General features: G+C 62.9%; 17 protein-coding genes. 3 read left to right on the top strand and 14 right to left on the bottom strand.

The window, feature by feature from the left end:
• Positions 1-60 precede the first annotated feature (60 nt).
• Positions 61-384 carry a hypothetical protein gene (locus U0L91_RS06000; protein WP_330045288.1) on the top strand — a complete coding sequence of 108 codons (324 nt, stop codon included), beginning with the start codon at positions 61-63 and terminating at the stop codon, positions 382-384.
• 81 nt (positions 385-465) lie between these two features.
• Here the strand turns inward: U0L91_RS06000 and atpC are convergent, their stop codons facing one another.
• From atpC to U0L91_RS05950, 10 genes are read right to left on the bottom strand one after another with little or no spacing between them, the layout of a single operon-like run.
• Entirely contained in the window at positions 466-867 is a 402-nt protein-coding gene (gene atpC, locus U0L91_RS05995; RefSeq protein ID WP_330045287.1) for an ATP synthase F1 subunit epsilon, read from the bottom strand.
• A gap of 15 nt (positions 868-882) precedes the next feature.
• Positions 883-2,280, bottom strand: coding sequence for a F0F1 ATP synthase subunit beta (atpD, locus tag U0L91_RS05990; RefSeq protein WP_330045286.1), 1,398 nt, complete (start codon positions 2,278-2,280; stop codon positions 883-885).
• A 14-nt stretch (positions 2,281-2,294) separates the two neighbouring features.
• On the bottom strand, positions 2,295-3,146 hold the full coding sequence (atpG, locus tag U0L91_RS05985; RefSeq protein WP_330045285.1) for an ATP synthase F1 subunit gamma: 852 nt from the start codon (positions 3,144-3,146) through the stop codon (positions 2,295-2,297).
• Positions 3,147-3,161: 15 nt separating this feature from the next.
• Positions 3,162-4,682, bottom strand: a complete 1,521-nt coding sequence (gene atpA / locus U0L91_RS05980; protein WP_330045369.1) for a F0F1 ATP synthase subunit alpha — start codon at positions 4,680-4,682, stop codon at positions 3,162-3,164.
• Positions 4,683-4,742: 60 nt separating this feature from the next.
• Positions 4,743-5,282, bottom strand: a complete 540-nt coding sequence (gene atpH / locus U0L91_RS05975) for an ATP synthase F1 subunit delta (protein ID WP_330045284.1) — start codon at positions 5,280-5,282, stop codon at positions 4,743-4,745.
• Entirely contained in the window at positions 5,279-5,788 is a 510-nt protein-coding gene (gene atpF, locus U0L91_RS05970) for a F0F1 ATP synthase subunit B (protein WP_330045283.1), read from the bottom strand. Before atpF ends, atpH begins: the two co-directional genes overlap by 4 nt.
• Positions 5,789-5,825: 37 nt before the next feature.
• Positions 5,826-6,104, bottom strand: coding sequence for an ATP synthase F0 subunit C (atpE, locus tag U0L91_RS05965; RefSeq protein WP_330045282.1), 279 nt, complete (start codon positions 6,102-6,104; stop codon positions 5,826-5,828).
• A 58-nt stretch (positions 6,105-6,162) separates the two neighbouring features.
• Positions 6,163-7,068, bottom strand: a complete 906-nt coding sequence (locus U0L91_RS05960) for a F0F1 ATP synthase subunit A (RefSeq protein WP_330045281.1) — start codon at positions 7,066-7,068, stop codon at positions 6,163-6,165.
• 8 nt (positions 7,069-7,076) lie between these two features.
• Positions 7,077-7,544: an ATP synthase subunit I gene (locus tag U0L91_RS05955; protein WP_330045280.1), complete on the bottom strand. Its 468-nt coding sequence runs from the start codon at positions 7,542-7,544 to the stop codon at positions 7,077-7,079.
• 19 nt (positions 7,545-7,563) lie between these two features.
• Positions 7,564-7,824 (bottom strand): AtpZ/AtpI family protein, encoded by a 261-nt coding sequence (locus tag U0L91_RS05950; protein ID WP_330045279.1) that lies wholly within the window; start codon positions 7,822-7,824, stop codon positions 7,564-7,566.
• A gap of 268 nt (positions 7,825-8,092) precedes the next feature.
• On the opposite strand from U0L91_RS05950, the gene U0L91_RS05945 reads away from it, so the two are divergent.
• Positions 8,093-8,362 carry an ACT domain-containing protein gene (locus tag U0L91_RS05945; RefSeq protein ID WP_330045278.1) on the top strand — a complete coding sequence of 90 codons (270 nt, stop codon included), beginning with the start codon at positions 8,093-8,095 and terminating at the stop codon, positions 8,360-8,362.
• Positions 8,363-8,374: 12 nt separating this feature from the next.
• Entirely contained in the window at positions 8,375-9,742 is a 1,368-nt protein-coding gene (locus U0L91_RS05940; protein ID WP_330045277.1) for a PFL family protein, read from the top strand.
• Positions 9,743-9,846: 104 nt separating this feature from the next.
• Here the strand turns inward: U0L91_RS05940 and U0L91_RS05935 are convergent, their stop codons facing one another.
• The 4 genes from U0L91_RS05935 to U0L91_RS05920 form a co-directional block, all read right to left on the bottom strand.
• Positions 9,847-10,848 carry a GGGtGRT protein gene (locus U0L91_RS05935; protein WP_330045276.1) on the bottom strand — a complete coding sequence of 334 codons (1,002 nt, stop codon included), beginning with the start codon at positions 10,846-10,848 and terminating at the stop codon, positions 9,847-9,849.
• 20 nt (positions 10,849-10,868) lie between these two features.
• The gene (locus U0L91_RS05930) at positions 10,869-11,570 is read right to left on the bottom strand and encodes an iron-sulfur cluster assembly scaffold protein (RefSeq protein ID WP_330045368.1); all 702 of its coding nucleotides are present in this window, start codon (positions 11,568-11,570) and stop codon (positions 10,869-10,871) included.
• 125 nt (positions 11,571-11,695) lie between these two features.
• Positions 11,696-13,363 (bottom strand): O-antigen ligase family protein, encoded by a 1,668-nt coding sequence (locus U0L91_RS05925; protein WP_330045275.1) that lies wholly within the window; start codon positions 13,361-13,363, stop codon positions 11,696-11,698.
• A 71-nt stretch (positions 13,364-13,434) separates the two neighbouring features.
• A complete protein-coding gene (locus U0L91_RS05920) occupies positions 13,435-14,613 on the bottom strand; it encodes an MFS transporter (protein ID WP_330045274.1) in 1,179 nt (392 codons plus the stop codon).
• Positions 14,614-14,685: the final 72 nt, after the last annotated feature.

Genomic DNA, 14,685 nt, shown 5'->3' with positions numbered 1-14,685 from the left:
TTTTCTTATAAGGAATCTTCACCGGCTTTTGCCCCAGATGCTTTGCAAGGAGGAATTGCGATGCGCAAACAGATTTTCGCCGCAATGCTGCCGCTGCTGCTGTTCGCCGCCTGCCCGCTGAGCGCTGCCGCCCAGTGTGTCTGTCCGGTGGTGCTTCAGGCGCCCGCGGATGCCGCCGAATTTCCCGATTTCTGCCAGTACGAGAGCCTGCGCACCCGCGTCTGCACCTATGCCTGCTCCAGCCTATGCCCCCGCAGTGAGGAACAGCCTGCCTGCGACGGCACCCAGGCACGCCTGCAGGAGCACGACCATGACGGCAGCCACGACGGCAACCGCTATGGCAGCCACAACGGCGGTTCCGGCCAGCACCATGGCGGCCGCTGAACCCCGGATTTCCCGATCAGCCACAAAAAGGCCCGGCACAGCAAACGCTGTGCCGGGCTTCTTTTTGTATTGATCTGCCGTTTACTTGGCCACGCTGGTGCGCACAAGGGCGCGCTTGAGCCGGGCCTGCGCGAGTTCCATCTCGCGGCGGTCGAGGTTCTTGCGGGCCAGGATCTCCTCGGCGCGGGCCTTGCTGGCCTCGGCGCGGGCTTTGTCGATCTGGTCGGCCCACTCGAAGGTAGTGGCCAGCAGATGACATTCGCCGTCGATCATGCTGAGCATCCCGCCCATACAGGCGGCATGGCGGGAGGTTCCGTCCTCCTGCACGATGTGGGCGTCCCCCATACCGAGCGCTGTGCAGTAGTCGGTGTGGCGGGCCAGGATGGCCAGGTCACCGGTGATGGTGCGGCAGACTACCCGGACGACCTCGCCCTCATAAGCGGTGCCGTCGGGGGTCATGATCTTCAAATGGAAGGTCGCCATACTGCCCTCCTTCCATCAGGCCTGAGCCTTGGCCTTGGCAAACACGTCGTCAATGGTGCCGGACATCAGGAAACAGCTTTCGGGAATCTGGTCACATTCGCCGTTCAGAATCATCTTGAAGCCGCGCAGCGTCTCCTTGAGGGGGACGTACTGGCCGGGCATACCGGTGAACTGTTCGGCGACGTGGAAGTTCTGGGACAGGAAGCGCTGGACCTTGCGGGCGCGGTTGACGGTGATCTTGTCGGCCTCGCTCAGTTCGTCCATGCCCATGATGGCGATGATGTCCTGCAGTTCCTTGTAGCGCTGCAGCACGCGCTGCACCGCACGGGCAACCTCGTAGTGTTCCTGGCCGACGATCTCGGGGGTGAGAATCCGGCTGGTGGAATCCAGCGGGTCAACGGCCGGGTAGATGCCCATCGAGGAGATTTCACGGCTCAGAACCGTGGTGGCGTCCAGATGGGTGAAGGTGGTGGCCGGGGCGGGGTCGGTCAGGTCGTCGGCGGGAACGTAGACGGCCTGGACCGAGGTGATGGAGCCCTTGCGGGTCGAGGTGATGCGCTCCTGCAGGGCGCCCATCTCGGTGGCCAGGGTGGGCTGGTAGCCGACGGCGGAGGGCATACGGCCCAGCAGCGCCGAGACTTCCGAGCCGGCCTGGGTGAAACGGAAGATGTTGTCAATGAAGAGCAGCACGTCCTGGTTCTTGACATCGCGGAAATACTCCGCCATGGTCAGGCCGGACAGCGCCACGCGCATACGGGCTCCCGGCGGCTCGTTCATCTGGCCGTAGACCAGCGCCGTCTTGTTGATGACGCCGCTCTCGGTCATTTCGCCGTAGAGGTCGTTGCCCTCACGGGTGCGCTCGCCGACACCGGTAAAGACCGAGTAGCCGTTGTGCGCGGTGGCAATGTTGTAGATCAGTTCCTGAATCAGAACGGTCTTGCCGACGCCGGCGCCGCCGAACAGGCCGATCTTGCCGCCCTTGGCGTAGGGGCAGATCAGGTCAACGACCTTGATGCCGGTTTCCAGCATTTCGGTGTTGGATTCCTGCTCCTCAAAGCTGGGCGCCGGGCGATGGATGCTCCACCGCTCGTCGGTCTTGGGGGCGGGCTTGTTGTCAACGGGCTCGCCCAGCAGGTTGAACACACGGCCCAGGCATTCCTCGCCGACAGGCACCGTGATGGGACCGCCGGTGTCCACCGCGTCGGCGCCGCGGACCAGGCCGTCGGTGCTGGACATGGCGATGCAGCGCACGACATTGTCGCCGATATGCTGCGCCACCTCAACCACGACCTTGTGGCCGTGGTTGTCCAGTTCGATGGCGTTGAGCAGCGCGGGCAGCTTGCCGTCCTCAAACCGGATATCCAGCACAGGCCCGGTGACCTGAATCACCTTGCCGATGTTTTGTTCTGGCATTGAATTCACTCCTTTTATTCCCCGGCGCCGGCCACGATCTCGGTGATTTCCTGCGTGATGGCGGCCTGGCGGGCGCGGTTGTAGTAAAGGTTCAGATTGTCGATCATCTCGGTGGCGTTCTTGGTGGCGGCATCCATCGCGGTGCGCCGCGCACCCAGCTCGCTGGCCACGCTTTCGCACATGGCGCCGTAGACCACGCCGGCCAGATATTCGGGGATGATGGCATCAAAGACGGTTTCCTCGTCGGGTTCGTATTCGATCAGGGTGGGACGGGGCTTGCCGTCCTCAGCGGGCAGCGCCTCAAAGGGCAGCACCGGCATGACCGTCGCCGTCTGGGTCAGCATCGAGACAAAACTGGTGTAGGCGATCTTGATCTCGTCAAAGGCACCGGCCAGGTATTTCTGGCAGACCAGATGTGCGATGTCGAAGCAGTCGCTGACCGAGATGTCCCCCACCATCTGGAACCGGCGGCTGACCAGTTCCTCGCCGTGGTTCTCGTAGTGCTCGACGGCTTTCTTGCCGATGGGAAGCACACAGTGGGGCATATCGTCCTGCATATCGGCGGCCACGGCCTTGAAGATATTGGAATTGTAGCCGCCGGCAAGGCCGCGGTCCCCCGCGAATACAATATAGCAGACTTTTTTCCGTTCCCGCCGGGTCACATAGGGGCTGGAGAAATCCGCCGTTCCCTGTGCGATCTCGATCAGGGTCTGGTAAAGGGTCTGGAAGTACGGGCGGCTCTGTTCGACCCGCTCCTTGGCGTGACGCAGCTTGGAGGATGCCACCAGTTCCATGGCCTTGGTGATCTGCATGGTGCTCTCTACGCTCTTGATGCGCAGCTTGATCTCCTTCATCGATCCTGCCATGCCTGTGACCTCCTTTTAGCGTGATGCGCGGAATTGCTCGGTAAACGCGGTGAGCACCTGTTTGAGGGCTGCCTCAATCTCGGGGCTCCAGGCGCCGGTGGTGCGGATGGGCTCGATGGCCTGGATGGCCGCGGCGTCGGCGTCGAGGTACTCATACAGGCTGCGCTCGTACTCCGCCACCTGATCGACGGGGATTTCGGTCAGGAACCCGTTGATGGTGGCATAGAGGATGGCGACCTGCTTTTCGACGGGAACCGGCGAGTTGCGGTCCTGCTTGAGCACTTCGACGATGCGCTCGCCCTGGGCCAGACGCGCCTTGGTATCCTTGTCCAGATCGGAGCCGAACTGGGCAAAGCCCTGCAGCTCGCGGTACTGGGAGTAAATCAGTTTGAGGGTGCCGGCCACCTTCTTCATGGCCTTGACCTGGGCGTTGCCGCCGACACGGGAGACCGAGATGCCGGGGTCCACGGCGGGCATGATGCCGGAGTGGAACAGCTCGGTGACCAGGAAGATCTGGCCGTCCGTGATGGAGATGACGTTGGTCGGGATATACGCCGAAACGTCGCCGGCCTGGGTCTCGATGATGGGCAGTGCGGTCAGCGAACCGCCGCCCTTCTCATCGCTGAGCTTGGCAGCGCGTTCGAGCAGACGGCTGTGCAGATAGAAGACGTCGCCGGGGTATGCTTCACGTCCCGGCGGACGGCGGATCAGCAGCGAAAGGGCACGGTAGGCGACGGCGTGCTTGGACAGGTCGTCGTAGATGATCAGGACGTGCTTGCCCTTGTTCATGAAGTACTCGCCCATGGCGCAGCCCGAGTAGGGGGCGATATACTGGATGGGCGACAGTTCCGACGCGGTGGCGGCCACGACGATGGTGTACTCCATGGCGCCGTTGCGCTCGAGGTTCTCGACCAGGCTGGCGACGGTGGACTGCTTCTGGCCGATGGCCACATAGATGCAGATGACATCCTTGCCCTTCTGGTTGATGATGGTATCCGTCGCAATGACGGTCTTGCCGGTCTGACGGTCACCGATGATCAGCTCACGCTGGCCGCGGCCGATGGGGATCATGCTGTCGATGGCCTTGATGCCGGTCTGCAGGGGTTCCTTGACCGGCTGGCGGTCGATGATGCCGGGAGCCGGGCTCTCGATGGGGCGGAACTCCTGGGTCTCGATGGGGCCCTTGCCGTCGATGGGCTGGCCCAGTGCGTTGACAACGCGGCCGATCATGGCTTCGCCGACCGGGACAGACACCACCTTGCCGGTGCGCTTGACCACGCTGCCTTCCTTGATGCCGGCATCGGAGCCCAGCAGAACGATGGAGACGGAGTTCTCCTCCAGGTTCTGGGCCATGCCGTACTCACCGTTCTCGAACTGCACAAGCTCGCCGGCCATGCAGTTGTCCAGGCCGGAGGAACGGGCAATGCCGTCGCCCACCATGATGACGGTGCCGGTCTCGCTCTGTTCGATGGCATTCTGGTAGTGCTTGATCTGCGAACGGATGATTTTGGAAATTTGTTCAGGTTTTAATTGCACGGTTTGTTTCACCACTCATTCTCATACTGGGGAGCGCCGCCCGGCGTCCCCCTGACTGTTTTACAAAACCACTTCGGAAATCTCGGCGCGCAGCTCTTCGAGGCGATGGCTGACGGTGCCGTCCAGCCGTGTACCGGCCAGGTCCAGGCGGATGCCGCCCAGAACGCCGGGGTCCACCCGGACGGTCAGGTCAATCTTTTTGCCGGTTTTCTCGGCAAGTCGGGCAATGAGCTTCTGCCGGCTTTCCTCCCGCAGCGGCACGGCCGCCACGGCACAGACCTCCAGAATGCCGAACGCCTGATTGTAGCGGGTACGGTATTCCCGCGCACAGGCCGACAGTTCGCGGATGGCGTTCTGCTCGCACAAAATTTTCAGAAAATTGACGGTGTACGGATGCATCTGCCCGCCAAACGCTTCATCCAGCAGGGCGGTGCGCTCCTTCTTGGGAACGCTCGGGGTGCACAGCAGCTTGAGATACTCCGGCTCGGCGAAGATGCAGCGGACAGCGCAGTCCAGCTCGTTGAGCAGACGCTCTTCCAGGTGCTCTTCCGCGGCCAGATCAAAGATGCTGTCGCCGTAGCGCTTTGCCAGATCGGTCACGATGCTTCACCTACATTCCGGATAAATTCGTCGATCAGATCCTGATGATCCTTCTCGCTGATCTCGCGCTCCACCACCTTGGAGGCAATCTCCATGGCGATGCCGCCGATCTCATTCTTCAGGCTGTTGATGGCGGTCTTTTTCTCCTGTTCAATGTCCGCCTCGGCCTGGCGGCGGATCTGGGCCGCCTGGGCCTGGGCCTCTCCCACCAGCTCTTCGCTGCGGGCGGCCGCCGTTTTCTGGGCATTGACTACGATCTCGTTGGCTTTGGCTTTGGCGTTGGCCATGTCCTTCTCATACTCGGCTTTCATGGCCTGCGCTTCCTCGCGGGCAGCCTGGGCCGCGGTGATCTCCTGATCGGCAGCCTTGCGGCGCTCGTCGAGGACCGCCTTGATCTTATTCAGAAAGAACTTCTTGATGATGAACATCTGAATGAAGAGGTTGCAGATCGTGCAGATCAGTGTGATAGGCTCCACTGCCACAAGGGACTGGTAAACAACGGACATTCGGGAACCTCCTTCCGTCGGGTGCTGCGGATGCCGATCAGCCCAGGAAGTTCATGAACATGCCGGGCGCGACAAAGATCAGCAGCAGGCCGGTGACGAAGCCGTAAATACCGGTGGTTTCGGCCAGGGCGACGCCGAGGATCAGCGTGCTGGTCACATCACCCTTGCACTCGGGCTGACGGCCGATGGCTTCACAGGCCTTGGCGGCCGCGTTGCCTTCGCCGATACCGGGGCCGATACCTGCGATCAGGGCGAGACCTGCGCCGATGGCGCAGCCGGCAAGAGCAATACCTTTTGCTAAAATCGTGAAATCCATGGTGTAATCCTCCTAAAAATTTGATGATTTACTTGGTTTTTTGCAGGCACCGGAGGGATCAGTCCTCCCCGGCGGCCTGTTTGATGAACATGGTGGTCAGCGTACAGAAGATGAACGCCTGGATGCAGCCGCCGAACCAGTCAAAATAGAAGCTGATGATGGCAGGCAGGCCGATGTCCAGCCAGGGGAACTCGGCAGCCAGGCCGCCGGTGACAACGGTCAGCAGCGCCAGCACGCCCAGCACGGTCAGCACAATGCCGGGGATTCTGCCCTTGGCCTTGCCGCCCGCCGCCTTGCTGCGGCGCGCCCGCACAAGCAGCAGAACGCCGATGAGCAGCACCGCCGCGGCAGCCACCACATTGGAGCCCAGCAGGTGGAACAGCGCATAGCTGGCGGCGGCCAGCGCGGTGTAGAGCAGACCGCTGATGACGGTGCCGGACAGAATGTTGCCGAAGTGACGGCAGGCCATACTGATGGGGGTGAAGCACTCCGACACCACATTGATGGGCGCGAGCAGGAACACCGGTTCAAGGAATCCCTTGAGATACCCGCCGAGGCCGCTGGCCTTGATTTTGTGGTAGGTAATCAGCACAAAGACCACCAGGGCCCAGCCGATTTCCGTCATCAGGTCGGCGGTGGGGCTCCAGATGCCCAGCAGGCTGATCAGGTTGGAGACCACACTGGTCACAAAGATGGTGCCTACCAGCGGAATATAGCGGTCAAACTTGGGACCCATATTGCCGCGCACAAAATTGATGAGCGCGTGGTAGATCATCTCGGCCACAGCCTGTTTGCGGGAAATGCCGGTCACCTTGAGGCCCGACCCCAGCACCACGCATCCCACCGTGATGATGGCCATGACCAGCCAGCTCACCACCAGTGTCTGGGTGATGTTCACGGTCCCCAGAATGGGCACATCCGTGAAGGTGTGTAGAATTTTTGCGCCGTTAATGGAAATATCCATCGGTTGCATCACCTCTCCTGTTCGGGCGGCAGGGGGTTTCCCTGCTGCGCGGCGGAAGCCGGCGCGGCTTCCGGGCGCTTGCGCTCTTTGATTTGCTGGAAATAAATTGCCACGCGGGGGAACAGCAGCGGCAGGGCAGCTGCCACCACCTGGAAACACGGGGCCACGAACGCCGCAATGCACCACAGCGCCTGCAATGCCAGGCGCGCCGTGTAGCTGGTCTGGACGCAGGTATGGACGAATCGCGCATCCTGGGATTTCTCGGCCGCCTTCTGCACGGTCAAGCAGAGCGCCGCAAAATTGAGAATGGCCACCGCAGACCCCACCAGCGCGCTGAGCACGACCTGCCACAGCGCCGTGCGGTATACGCCGGCCACATGAAGGACGACAAAAACCAGTACCATCACCGCGGAGCACGCCAGGGTGCCCGCGGCAATCACTTTGAGTTCTTTACGGGAAGAAGGCTGCAATTTCATGGATGGACCTCTTGTCAGGTTAATGACGGTTGAACCCGGACGGGCGATGTTCGGCGTCGCGGCGGCTGTCCCGCAGCCAGCGGGCGGCAAAGCTGCGGAAGGTGACGGCCGCCGTGGCCAGCCCCAGCAGGATGGCCGGCAGCCAGACCCAGACGGGCCAGCCCCAGCGGGTCACAAGCCAGTGCGCAAGCCCGAGAAAAAAGACCGGCGGAAGCAGAAGAGAGAGCCCCAGCTGCGTGACCCAGATCAGGTTCTCCATCGCCTTATAAAAGTCTTTCACACACAGGCCTCCGTTTATGCGCGGAATGAATTCACACAAAACCAGTATAAAGTAGACCGGCGTTTTTTTCAATAGGTCTGGCCAAAATCTTTTCATAATCTTTACATAGTTTTATCTATTGTGATCATATTTTTCCAATTATCGCAGTTTCCGGCAATTTGACGCTATTCAAACCCCAAAGAGTCTGTTATAATGAAAACGACAAAATACGGGTGCGTCGAGCCGGAGAAGGGATCTGCCGCACAGAGCACACAAAGGGGGAGCTTATATGAAAGCCGTTATCACCGTGATCGGACGGGATACCGTGGGCGTGATTGCCCGGGTCAGCGCCGTCTGTGCCGAACTGAATATCAATGTGGAGGACGTGACCCAGAGCATTCTGCAGGAGATGTTCTGCATGATCATGCTGGTCAACACGACGAACTGCACCGTGGAACCCGCCGAGATGCGGGCCCGCTTTGAAACGCTCGGTCAGGAGATGGGCATGCAGGTCACCCTGACCCGCCAGGAAGTCTTTGACGCGATGCACAAGGTGTAAGGAGGCCGCAGCATGAAGATTCTGAACAGCGGCGACATCATGGAAACCATCAACATGCTCACGGCGGAAAACCTCGACGTGCGCACGGTCACGATGGGCATCAGTCTGCTGGACTGCATTGATCCCGACGGGCGCAAGGCCTGTGAGAAGATTTACAACAAGATCATCCGTCTGGCCGGCAATCTGGTGCCGGTCGTGGACAAGATCAGCGCCGACTACGGGATTCCGATTGTGAACAAGCGGATTAGCGTGACGCCCATTGCGATGCTGCTGGGCGCCGCGCCGGACGCCGACCCGGTCTGGTATGCCAAGACGCTGGACGCGGCCGCCAAAACCGTGGGCGTCAACTTTGTGGGCGGATACGGCGCGCTGGTGCACAAGGGATTTTCGGCGGGCGATGTGCGCCTGCTGGAGAGCATCCCCCGCGCCCTGGCCGAGACCGACCTGGTCTGCTCGAGTGTCAACGTGGGGTCCACGAAGTCCGGCATCAACATGGATGCCGTGGCCATGATGGGCAAGGTTGTGCGGCAGACCGCCGAGCTGACCCGGGACAACATGTGCATGGGCGATGCCAAGCTCGTGGTGTTCTGCAACGCGCCGGAGGACAACCCGTTCATGGCGGGTGCCTTCCACGGTCCCGGCGAGCCGGACTGCGAGATTCATGTGGGCGTTTCAGGCCCCGGTGCGGTCCGCGCCGCGCTGGCCAAGCTGCCCAAGGATGCCCCGATGGACGAGGTGGCCGAGCTGGTCAAGCGCACCGCCTTCAAGATCACCCGTCTGGGCCAGCTGGTGGCCAACCTGGCCAGCAAGGAGCTGGGCGTGCCGGCCGGCATCATTGACCTGTCGCTGGCGCCCACGCCGGCCATCGGTGACAGTGTCGCCAACATTCTGGAGGAGATGGGCCTGGAGAGCTGCGGCTGCTGCGGCACGACGGCCTGCCTGGCCCTGCTCAACGACGCCGTCAAGAAGGGCGGCGTGATGGCCTCCAACCATGTGGGCGGCCTGTCCGGCGCCTTCATCCCGGTTTCGGAGGATGACGGCATGATCAAGGCGGCGACCTGCGGCAGCCTGACGCTGGAAAAGCTCGAGGCCATGACGGCGGTCTGCTCGGTGGGCATCGACATGGTGGTCATCCCCGGCGATACCTCCGCCGAGGTCATCAGCGCCCTGATTGCCGACGAAGCCGCCATCGGCATGGTCAACAGCAAGACCACCGCCGTGCGCGTCATCCCCGCCATCGGCCACAAGGCCGGCGACGTGCTGGACTTCGGCGGCCTGCTGGGCCATGCGCCCATCATGCCGATCAGCAAGTTCAAGCCCGACGTGATGATCCACCGCGGCGGACGGATTCCCGCCCCGATGCAGGCACTGAAAAACTGAAATCTTTGGGGGAAGGCAAGGCGCCTTCCCCTTTTTTGCAGGACACAAAAAGCCCCGCGCTCTGCCAGGCAGAGCGCGGGGCTTTGGTTTTGAGGTATCGCAGATCAGCCGTTGTTGACCTGAGAAGCCGCAACAGCGCAGGCGACGGTCATGCCGACCATCGGGTTGTTGCCGGCGCCGATCAGGCCCATCATCTCAACGTGCGCAGGCACGGAGGAGGAGCCGGCGAACTGGGCGTCGCCGTGCATACGGCCCATGGAGTCGGTCAGGCCGTAGCTGGCAGGACCGGCGGCCACGTTGTCGGGATGCAGGGTACGGCCCGTGCCGCCGCCGGAAGCGACGGAGAAGTACTTCTTGCCGTTCTCGATCGCCCACTTCTTGTAGGTGCCGGCGACCAGATGCTGGAAGCGGGTCGGGTTGGTGGAGTTGCCGGTGATGGAGACCTCAACGCCCTCCATCTTCATGATGGCAACGCCTTCCAGGACGTCGTTGGCGCCGTAGCACTTGACAGCGGCACGCTCGCCGTCGGAGTACGGGATGGTCTCAACAACCTTGACTTCGCCGGTCTTGAAATCGAAATCGGTCTTGACGTAGGTGAAGCCGTTGATGCGGCTGATGATCATGGCGGCATCCTTGCCCAGGCCGTTCAGGATGACGCGCAGCGGGGTCTTGCGGACCTTGTTGGCGGTACGCGCAATGCCGATGGCGCCTTCGGCGGCGGCGAAGGATTCGTGGCCGGCCAGGAAGCAGAAGCAATGGGTGTCCTCATGCAGCAGCATGGCGCCCAGGTTGCCGTGGCCCAGGCCGACATGACGCTGCTCGGCGACAGAGCCGGGGATGGTGAAGGCTTCGAGGCCTTCGCCGATGGCGGCGGCGCACTCGGCGGCGCTCTTCAGGCCGCGCTTGACGGCGATGGCGGTGCCCAGGGTGTACGCCCAGACAGCGTTGTCAAAGCAGATGGGCTGCACGCCGCGGATGATCTTGTCGCAGTCAATGCCCTTGGCAAGGAGCATTTCGTTGCAGGCGTCCAGGCTCTCGAGGCCGTTGGCTTCGAGGCAGGCATTGATCTTGGGCATACGACGCTCTTGAGATTCAAAAGTTGCCATAGTTTGTTATCCTCCCTCTCTTATTCTTCGCGCGGGTCGATGTACTTCACGGCGCCCTGCTCGGCGGAGAAGCGGCCATAGGTGCCGATGTTCTTCTCGTAGGCTTCCTTCGGGTCCTTGCCGTGACGGATGTCTTCCATCATCTTGCCCAGACGGACGAACTGGTAGCCGATGACCTGGTTGTCCTTGTCCAGCGCGGTCTTGAGGATGTAGCCCTCGGTCAGTTCCAGGTAACGGACGCCCTTGGCTTTGGTGGAGAAGATGGTACCGGTCATGGAACGCAGGCCCTTGCCCAGGTCATCCAGGCCGGCGCCGACAGGCAGGCCGTTCTCGGAGAACGCGGTCTGGCTGCGGCCGTAAACGATCTGCAGGAACAGCTCACGCATGGCGACGTTGATGGCGTCACAAACCAGGTCGGTGTTCAGCGCTTCCAGAATGGTCTTGCCGGGCAGGATCTCGCCCGCCATGGCGGCGGAATGGGTCATGCCGGAGCAGCCGATGGTCTCGACCAGGGCTTCTTCGATGATGCCGTTCTTGATGTTCAGGCTGAGCTTGCAGGTGCCCTGCTGGGGAGCGCACCAGCCCACACCGTGGGTGTAGCCGCTGATGTCCTCGATTTTATAGGCCTTGACCCACTCGCCCTCTTCGGGGATGGGGGCGGGACCGTGCTTGGGACCCTTTGTGATCGGGCACATATTCTTGACCTGTGCGGAGTATTCGATCATAATTTTCTCTCCTTTACATTTTTGTGAAGCTTTTCACAGCTAAGAACATTATACGGTATAGACAGCGTTTTTTCAAGTGGTTCCTTCTGTCAACGGGCAGATTTTGAGAATTTTTGCGCCGGTCAGAGCAGGAACCAGAACAGCAGGCCGGACAGCGCGCCCGACACCGCCATGCCCGCAATGGCCGCGGCGGTGATCTTGGCATAGCGCACCACACGCTGCCGCCGGGTCAGCGGTTTGGGGGGATGCTGTTTCCGGCCGGCGGGGCGGCGTTCGGACGGCGCCGGTAAGCTGGGAGACGTGAAGGCGGTGAGCAGGCCGAAGAGCAGCATGACCAGCGGGAAGACCATCGAAACCCGGATGGACACCACCGACTGGGCCAGGTAGCTGCACAGTGCCAGCAGGACCGGAGCCACGCCGGGGCGCTGCCAGTTGGCAAAGCCCCGCCGCAGATGGGCCGCGATCAGCAGGACCCAGGCGGCCAGACCCAGCAGGCCGGTGGTCAGCAGCTGTTCGAGATACTCGTTGTGGGCCGCATAGAAAGTGTTCATCCGGGGCGTCACGGCGTCCCCGGCCCAGGCGGCGACGGCCTCGTGCATCATGCCGGGGCCCACGCCGATGAGCTTGCGCCACCAGGAGCCGTCCGCCCAGGTCGAGAAGGCAATCCGCCAGGCGGTGCCGCGGTAAGTACCCCAGTCATCGCTGAAGACGAGCAGGTTGTGCAGCCGTCCGGGCAGCGGCAGCGTCGGCAGGCAGTTGGCCACGGCGACGGCCGCCACCGCCAGCACAAGGACGGCGCCAGTCAGCACCCGGCCGGGCAGGCAGAGCGAGACCTCGGCCCGGCCGCTCCGGGACCGCAGTGCCAGCAGGGCCCACAGAACCAGGCAGACCGCCGCCCCGGGCAGGGCGACCCGGGGATCGCCGAGTTTGGCCAGCAGCGCGGTGCCGCCCTGGGTGTAGACGCTGGCGCGCAGCAGATGCATGGTCCAGGCCCAGCCGAAGAAGGCCGCCGCCACCAGCGCGGTCCTGCGGAGCTGGCGGGTGGTGAAATCCCGGTGGCAGACCATGACCATGGCCGCCGCCGCAATGCCGAGGGTCAGCGCTTCGGAGTCCACGATGGCGAGCGCCAGCGCCCCGAAAAAGGCCGGAACGCCCGCGGCAGCCGCCCGGCGCCGGGTCGGCGCAAAGAGGAAGGCGTAGAAGACCAGCGGCAGGGTCACGGCAAAGAAACTGGCATTGAAGTCCTTCTGGCCCAGCGTGGAGAAGAACTGGGCGCGCTCGACGACGGCGGTGTTGGCATAGGTGCCGATCAGGTCAATGTTGAAGATGTTGAGCAGGTAGAACACCGCCACCAGGGAGCTGGTGACGCCGACGCCCAGCGTGAGGAAGCCGAAGTCCCCGGCATCGGCATAGCTGCGGATACACCAGTACCCGGCGGCCGTGAAGAGGACCATCATGAGGCCGCCGTAGTATCCGCCGAGACCCCAGACCGAGGAGAGGCTGGAGAGGGAAAAGACCGTCGAGACCAGCGTGGTCACGACGAAGGCGGCGACGCCCCACAGCGTGAGGTCGCGGCGTGCCGCCCGGTAACGGCCGGCGGGGGCATGGGCCCCGATGGCGGTGCAGGCGCCGAGCCAGAGGGAAAAGAGCAGGAACAGCGTGAAGCAGCCGGTGAACTTGGTCACGCCGAGGTTGGAGAACCGATCAATGTACAGCGGGTAGACGCAGAGCACCGCACACAGGAAGGCCGTGGCGGAGGACGACGTCAGGCGGGAAAGATTCTGTTGCATGGCTGGAACAATACCTCCGGGAAACAGGGTCCGCCGCGCTGCCAGGGCGCGGGACCCGGGAAATTATCTTTTTATTGTACCCTTTTCCCCTGGTCTTTGCAACCTTGCCGCAAAGGTTTTACAAAGAGGAAGCAGGCACCGCCCGCCCCCGCGCTGATGCCCGCCAGAATGTGCCGGGCGGAGAGCGGCAGCAGCTGGCTGCCCGCATAGCTCAGCAGGCTGCCGGCGCTCATGCCGAGGGCGGTCAGCCCGTAGTTGACGCCGGCGTGGGCCAGGCCGAACAGGTCGGTGTTGAGTGCCGGCTGGACGGCCGCCCCGCCGGAATAAAAGAAGGTCAGGGTACAGTAGGCCGCCGGGAACCACCATCCCTGCGCAAAGGCCAGCGCCGCCGATCCCGCCGCCAGCCCCGCATAGACGCCGTACAGCACCGGTTTGCGGCCCAGCCGGTCGCTGGCCGCCGGGCAGAGCAGCCGGCCCAGCGCACTGGCCGCACTGCCCAGCGCCACACAGACCGGCGCCCACTGTTCGGGCAGACCGCGGTCGGCGGCCAGTGAGAGGATCTCGGGGCTGAAGAGCAGCACGGGCGGCGCCGCCAGGGCGATGCCGGCCACACAGAGCCGGTACTGGGAAGTGCGGATCATCTGGCGCGGTCCCATCCCCTGCTGCGGGGCCGGGCCGTCCTGGGGCGGATTGACCAGCACCGCAGCGGACAGTCCGCAGACGACCAGCACCACGGCCCCGAGTACCCCGAAGCAGACCCGCATGCCCCACCGCCCCGCGATGCCCCGCACAAAGAGGGTGAGGAAGGCGCCCGAGAGGCCCATCGACGCCCCGCTGACGCCGGTGGCCAGACCTTTGCGGTTACGGTACCATTTCTGGGCGCAGGCCAGCACCGCCGGGGCCAGGAAGGCACTGCCCACCCCCGCCGGGACGCTGTACCCCAGAAGGAAGAGCACAATCCGCCCCTGCGGCAGAAAGGCGGCCGCAAAGCTGCCCCCCGCCAGCAGCGCCGTGCCCCACAGCGCCGCAAACCGCGGGGAACGGCGGTCCTGCACAAAACCGCCCACCGCACAGCCGATGCCGTAGCCCGCCACCAGCACCGCGAACACCAGGGAGGCCTGTCCCCCGCTGAAGCCGTAGGTCTCACAGACCGGCCTCTGAAAGATGCCCCACGCGGCCGGGATGCCGGTGAGCAGCTGCACCGCCGCACCGGCGGCCAGCACTTTGGGATTTCCTGTCTTTTGTGGCATACACTCGTCTCCTTTGACGATAGTATGCCCGGATTTGGTTGACAAAACGAAGGCAGGCGGATATGATAATAT

Source organism: Gemmiger sp., from assembly GCF_036306485.1.
Classification (GTDB): domain Bacteria; phylum Bacillota; class Clostridia; order Oscillospirales; family Ruminococcaceae; genus Gemmiger.
This window is presented reverse-complemented; position numbering and strand designations above follow the sequence as displayed.

Excerpts from the sequence above, each read along its gene's own strand:
- U0L91_RS05940 (WP_330045277.1), top strand. The coding sequence starts at position 8,375 with ATGAAGATTCTGAACAGCGGCGACATCATGGAAACCATCAACATGCTC.
- atpG (WP_330045285.1), bottom strand. The coding sequence starts at position 3,146 with ATGGCAGGATCGATGAAGGAGATCAAGCTGCGCATCAAGAGCGTAGAG.
- atpE (WP_330045282.1), bottom strand. The coding sequence starts at position 6,104 with ATGGATTTCACGATTTTAGCAAAAGGTATTGCTCTTGCCGGCTGCGCC.
- atpD (WP_330045286.1), bottom strand. The coding sequence starts at position 2,280 with ATGCCAGAACAAAACATCGGCAAGGTGATTCAGGTCACCGGGCCTGTG.
- U0L91_RS05945 (WP_330045278.1), top strand. The coding sequence starts at position 8,093 with ATGAAAGCCGTTATCACCGTGATCGGACGGGATACCGTGGGCGTGATT.
- U0L91_RS05960 (WP_330045281.1), bottom strand. The coding sequence starts at position 7,068 with ATGGATATTTCCATTAACGGCGCAAAAATTCTACACACCTTCACGGAT.
- U0L91_RS05925 (WP_330045275.1), bottom strand. The coding sequence starts at position 13,363 with ATGCAACAGAATCTTTCCCGCCTGACGTCGTCCTCCGCCACGGCCTTC.
- atpC (WP_330045287.1), bottom strand. The coding sequence starts at position 867 with ATGGCGACCTTCCATTTGAAGATCATGACCCCCGACGGCACCGCTTAT.
- U0L91_RS06000 (WP_330045288.1), top strand. The coding sequence starts at position 61 with ATGCGCAAACAGATTTTCGCCGCAATGCTGCCGCTGCTGCTGTTCGCC.
- U0L91_RS05935 (WP_330045276.1), bottom strand. The coding sequence starts at position 10,848 with ATGGCAACTTTTGAATCTCAAGAGCGTCGTATGCCCAAGATCAATGCC.
- U0L91_RS05920 (WP_330045274.1), bottom strand. The coding sequence starts at position 14,613 with ATGCCACAAAAGACAGGAAATCCCAAAGTGCTGGCCGCCGGTGCGGCG.
- U0L91_RS05955 (WP_330045280.1), bottom strand. The coding sequence starts at position 7,544 with ATGAAATTGCAGCCTTCTTCCCGTAAAGAACTCAAAGTGATTGCCGCG.
- atpF (WP_330045283.1), bottom strand. The coding sequence starts at position 5,788 with ATGTCCGTTGTTTACCAGTCCCTTGTGGCAGTGGAGCCTATCACACTG.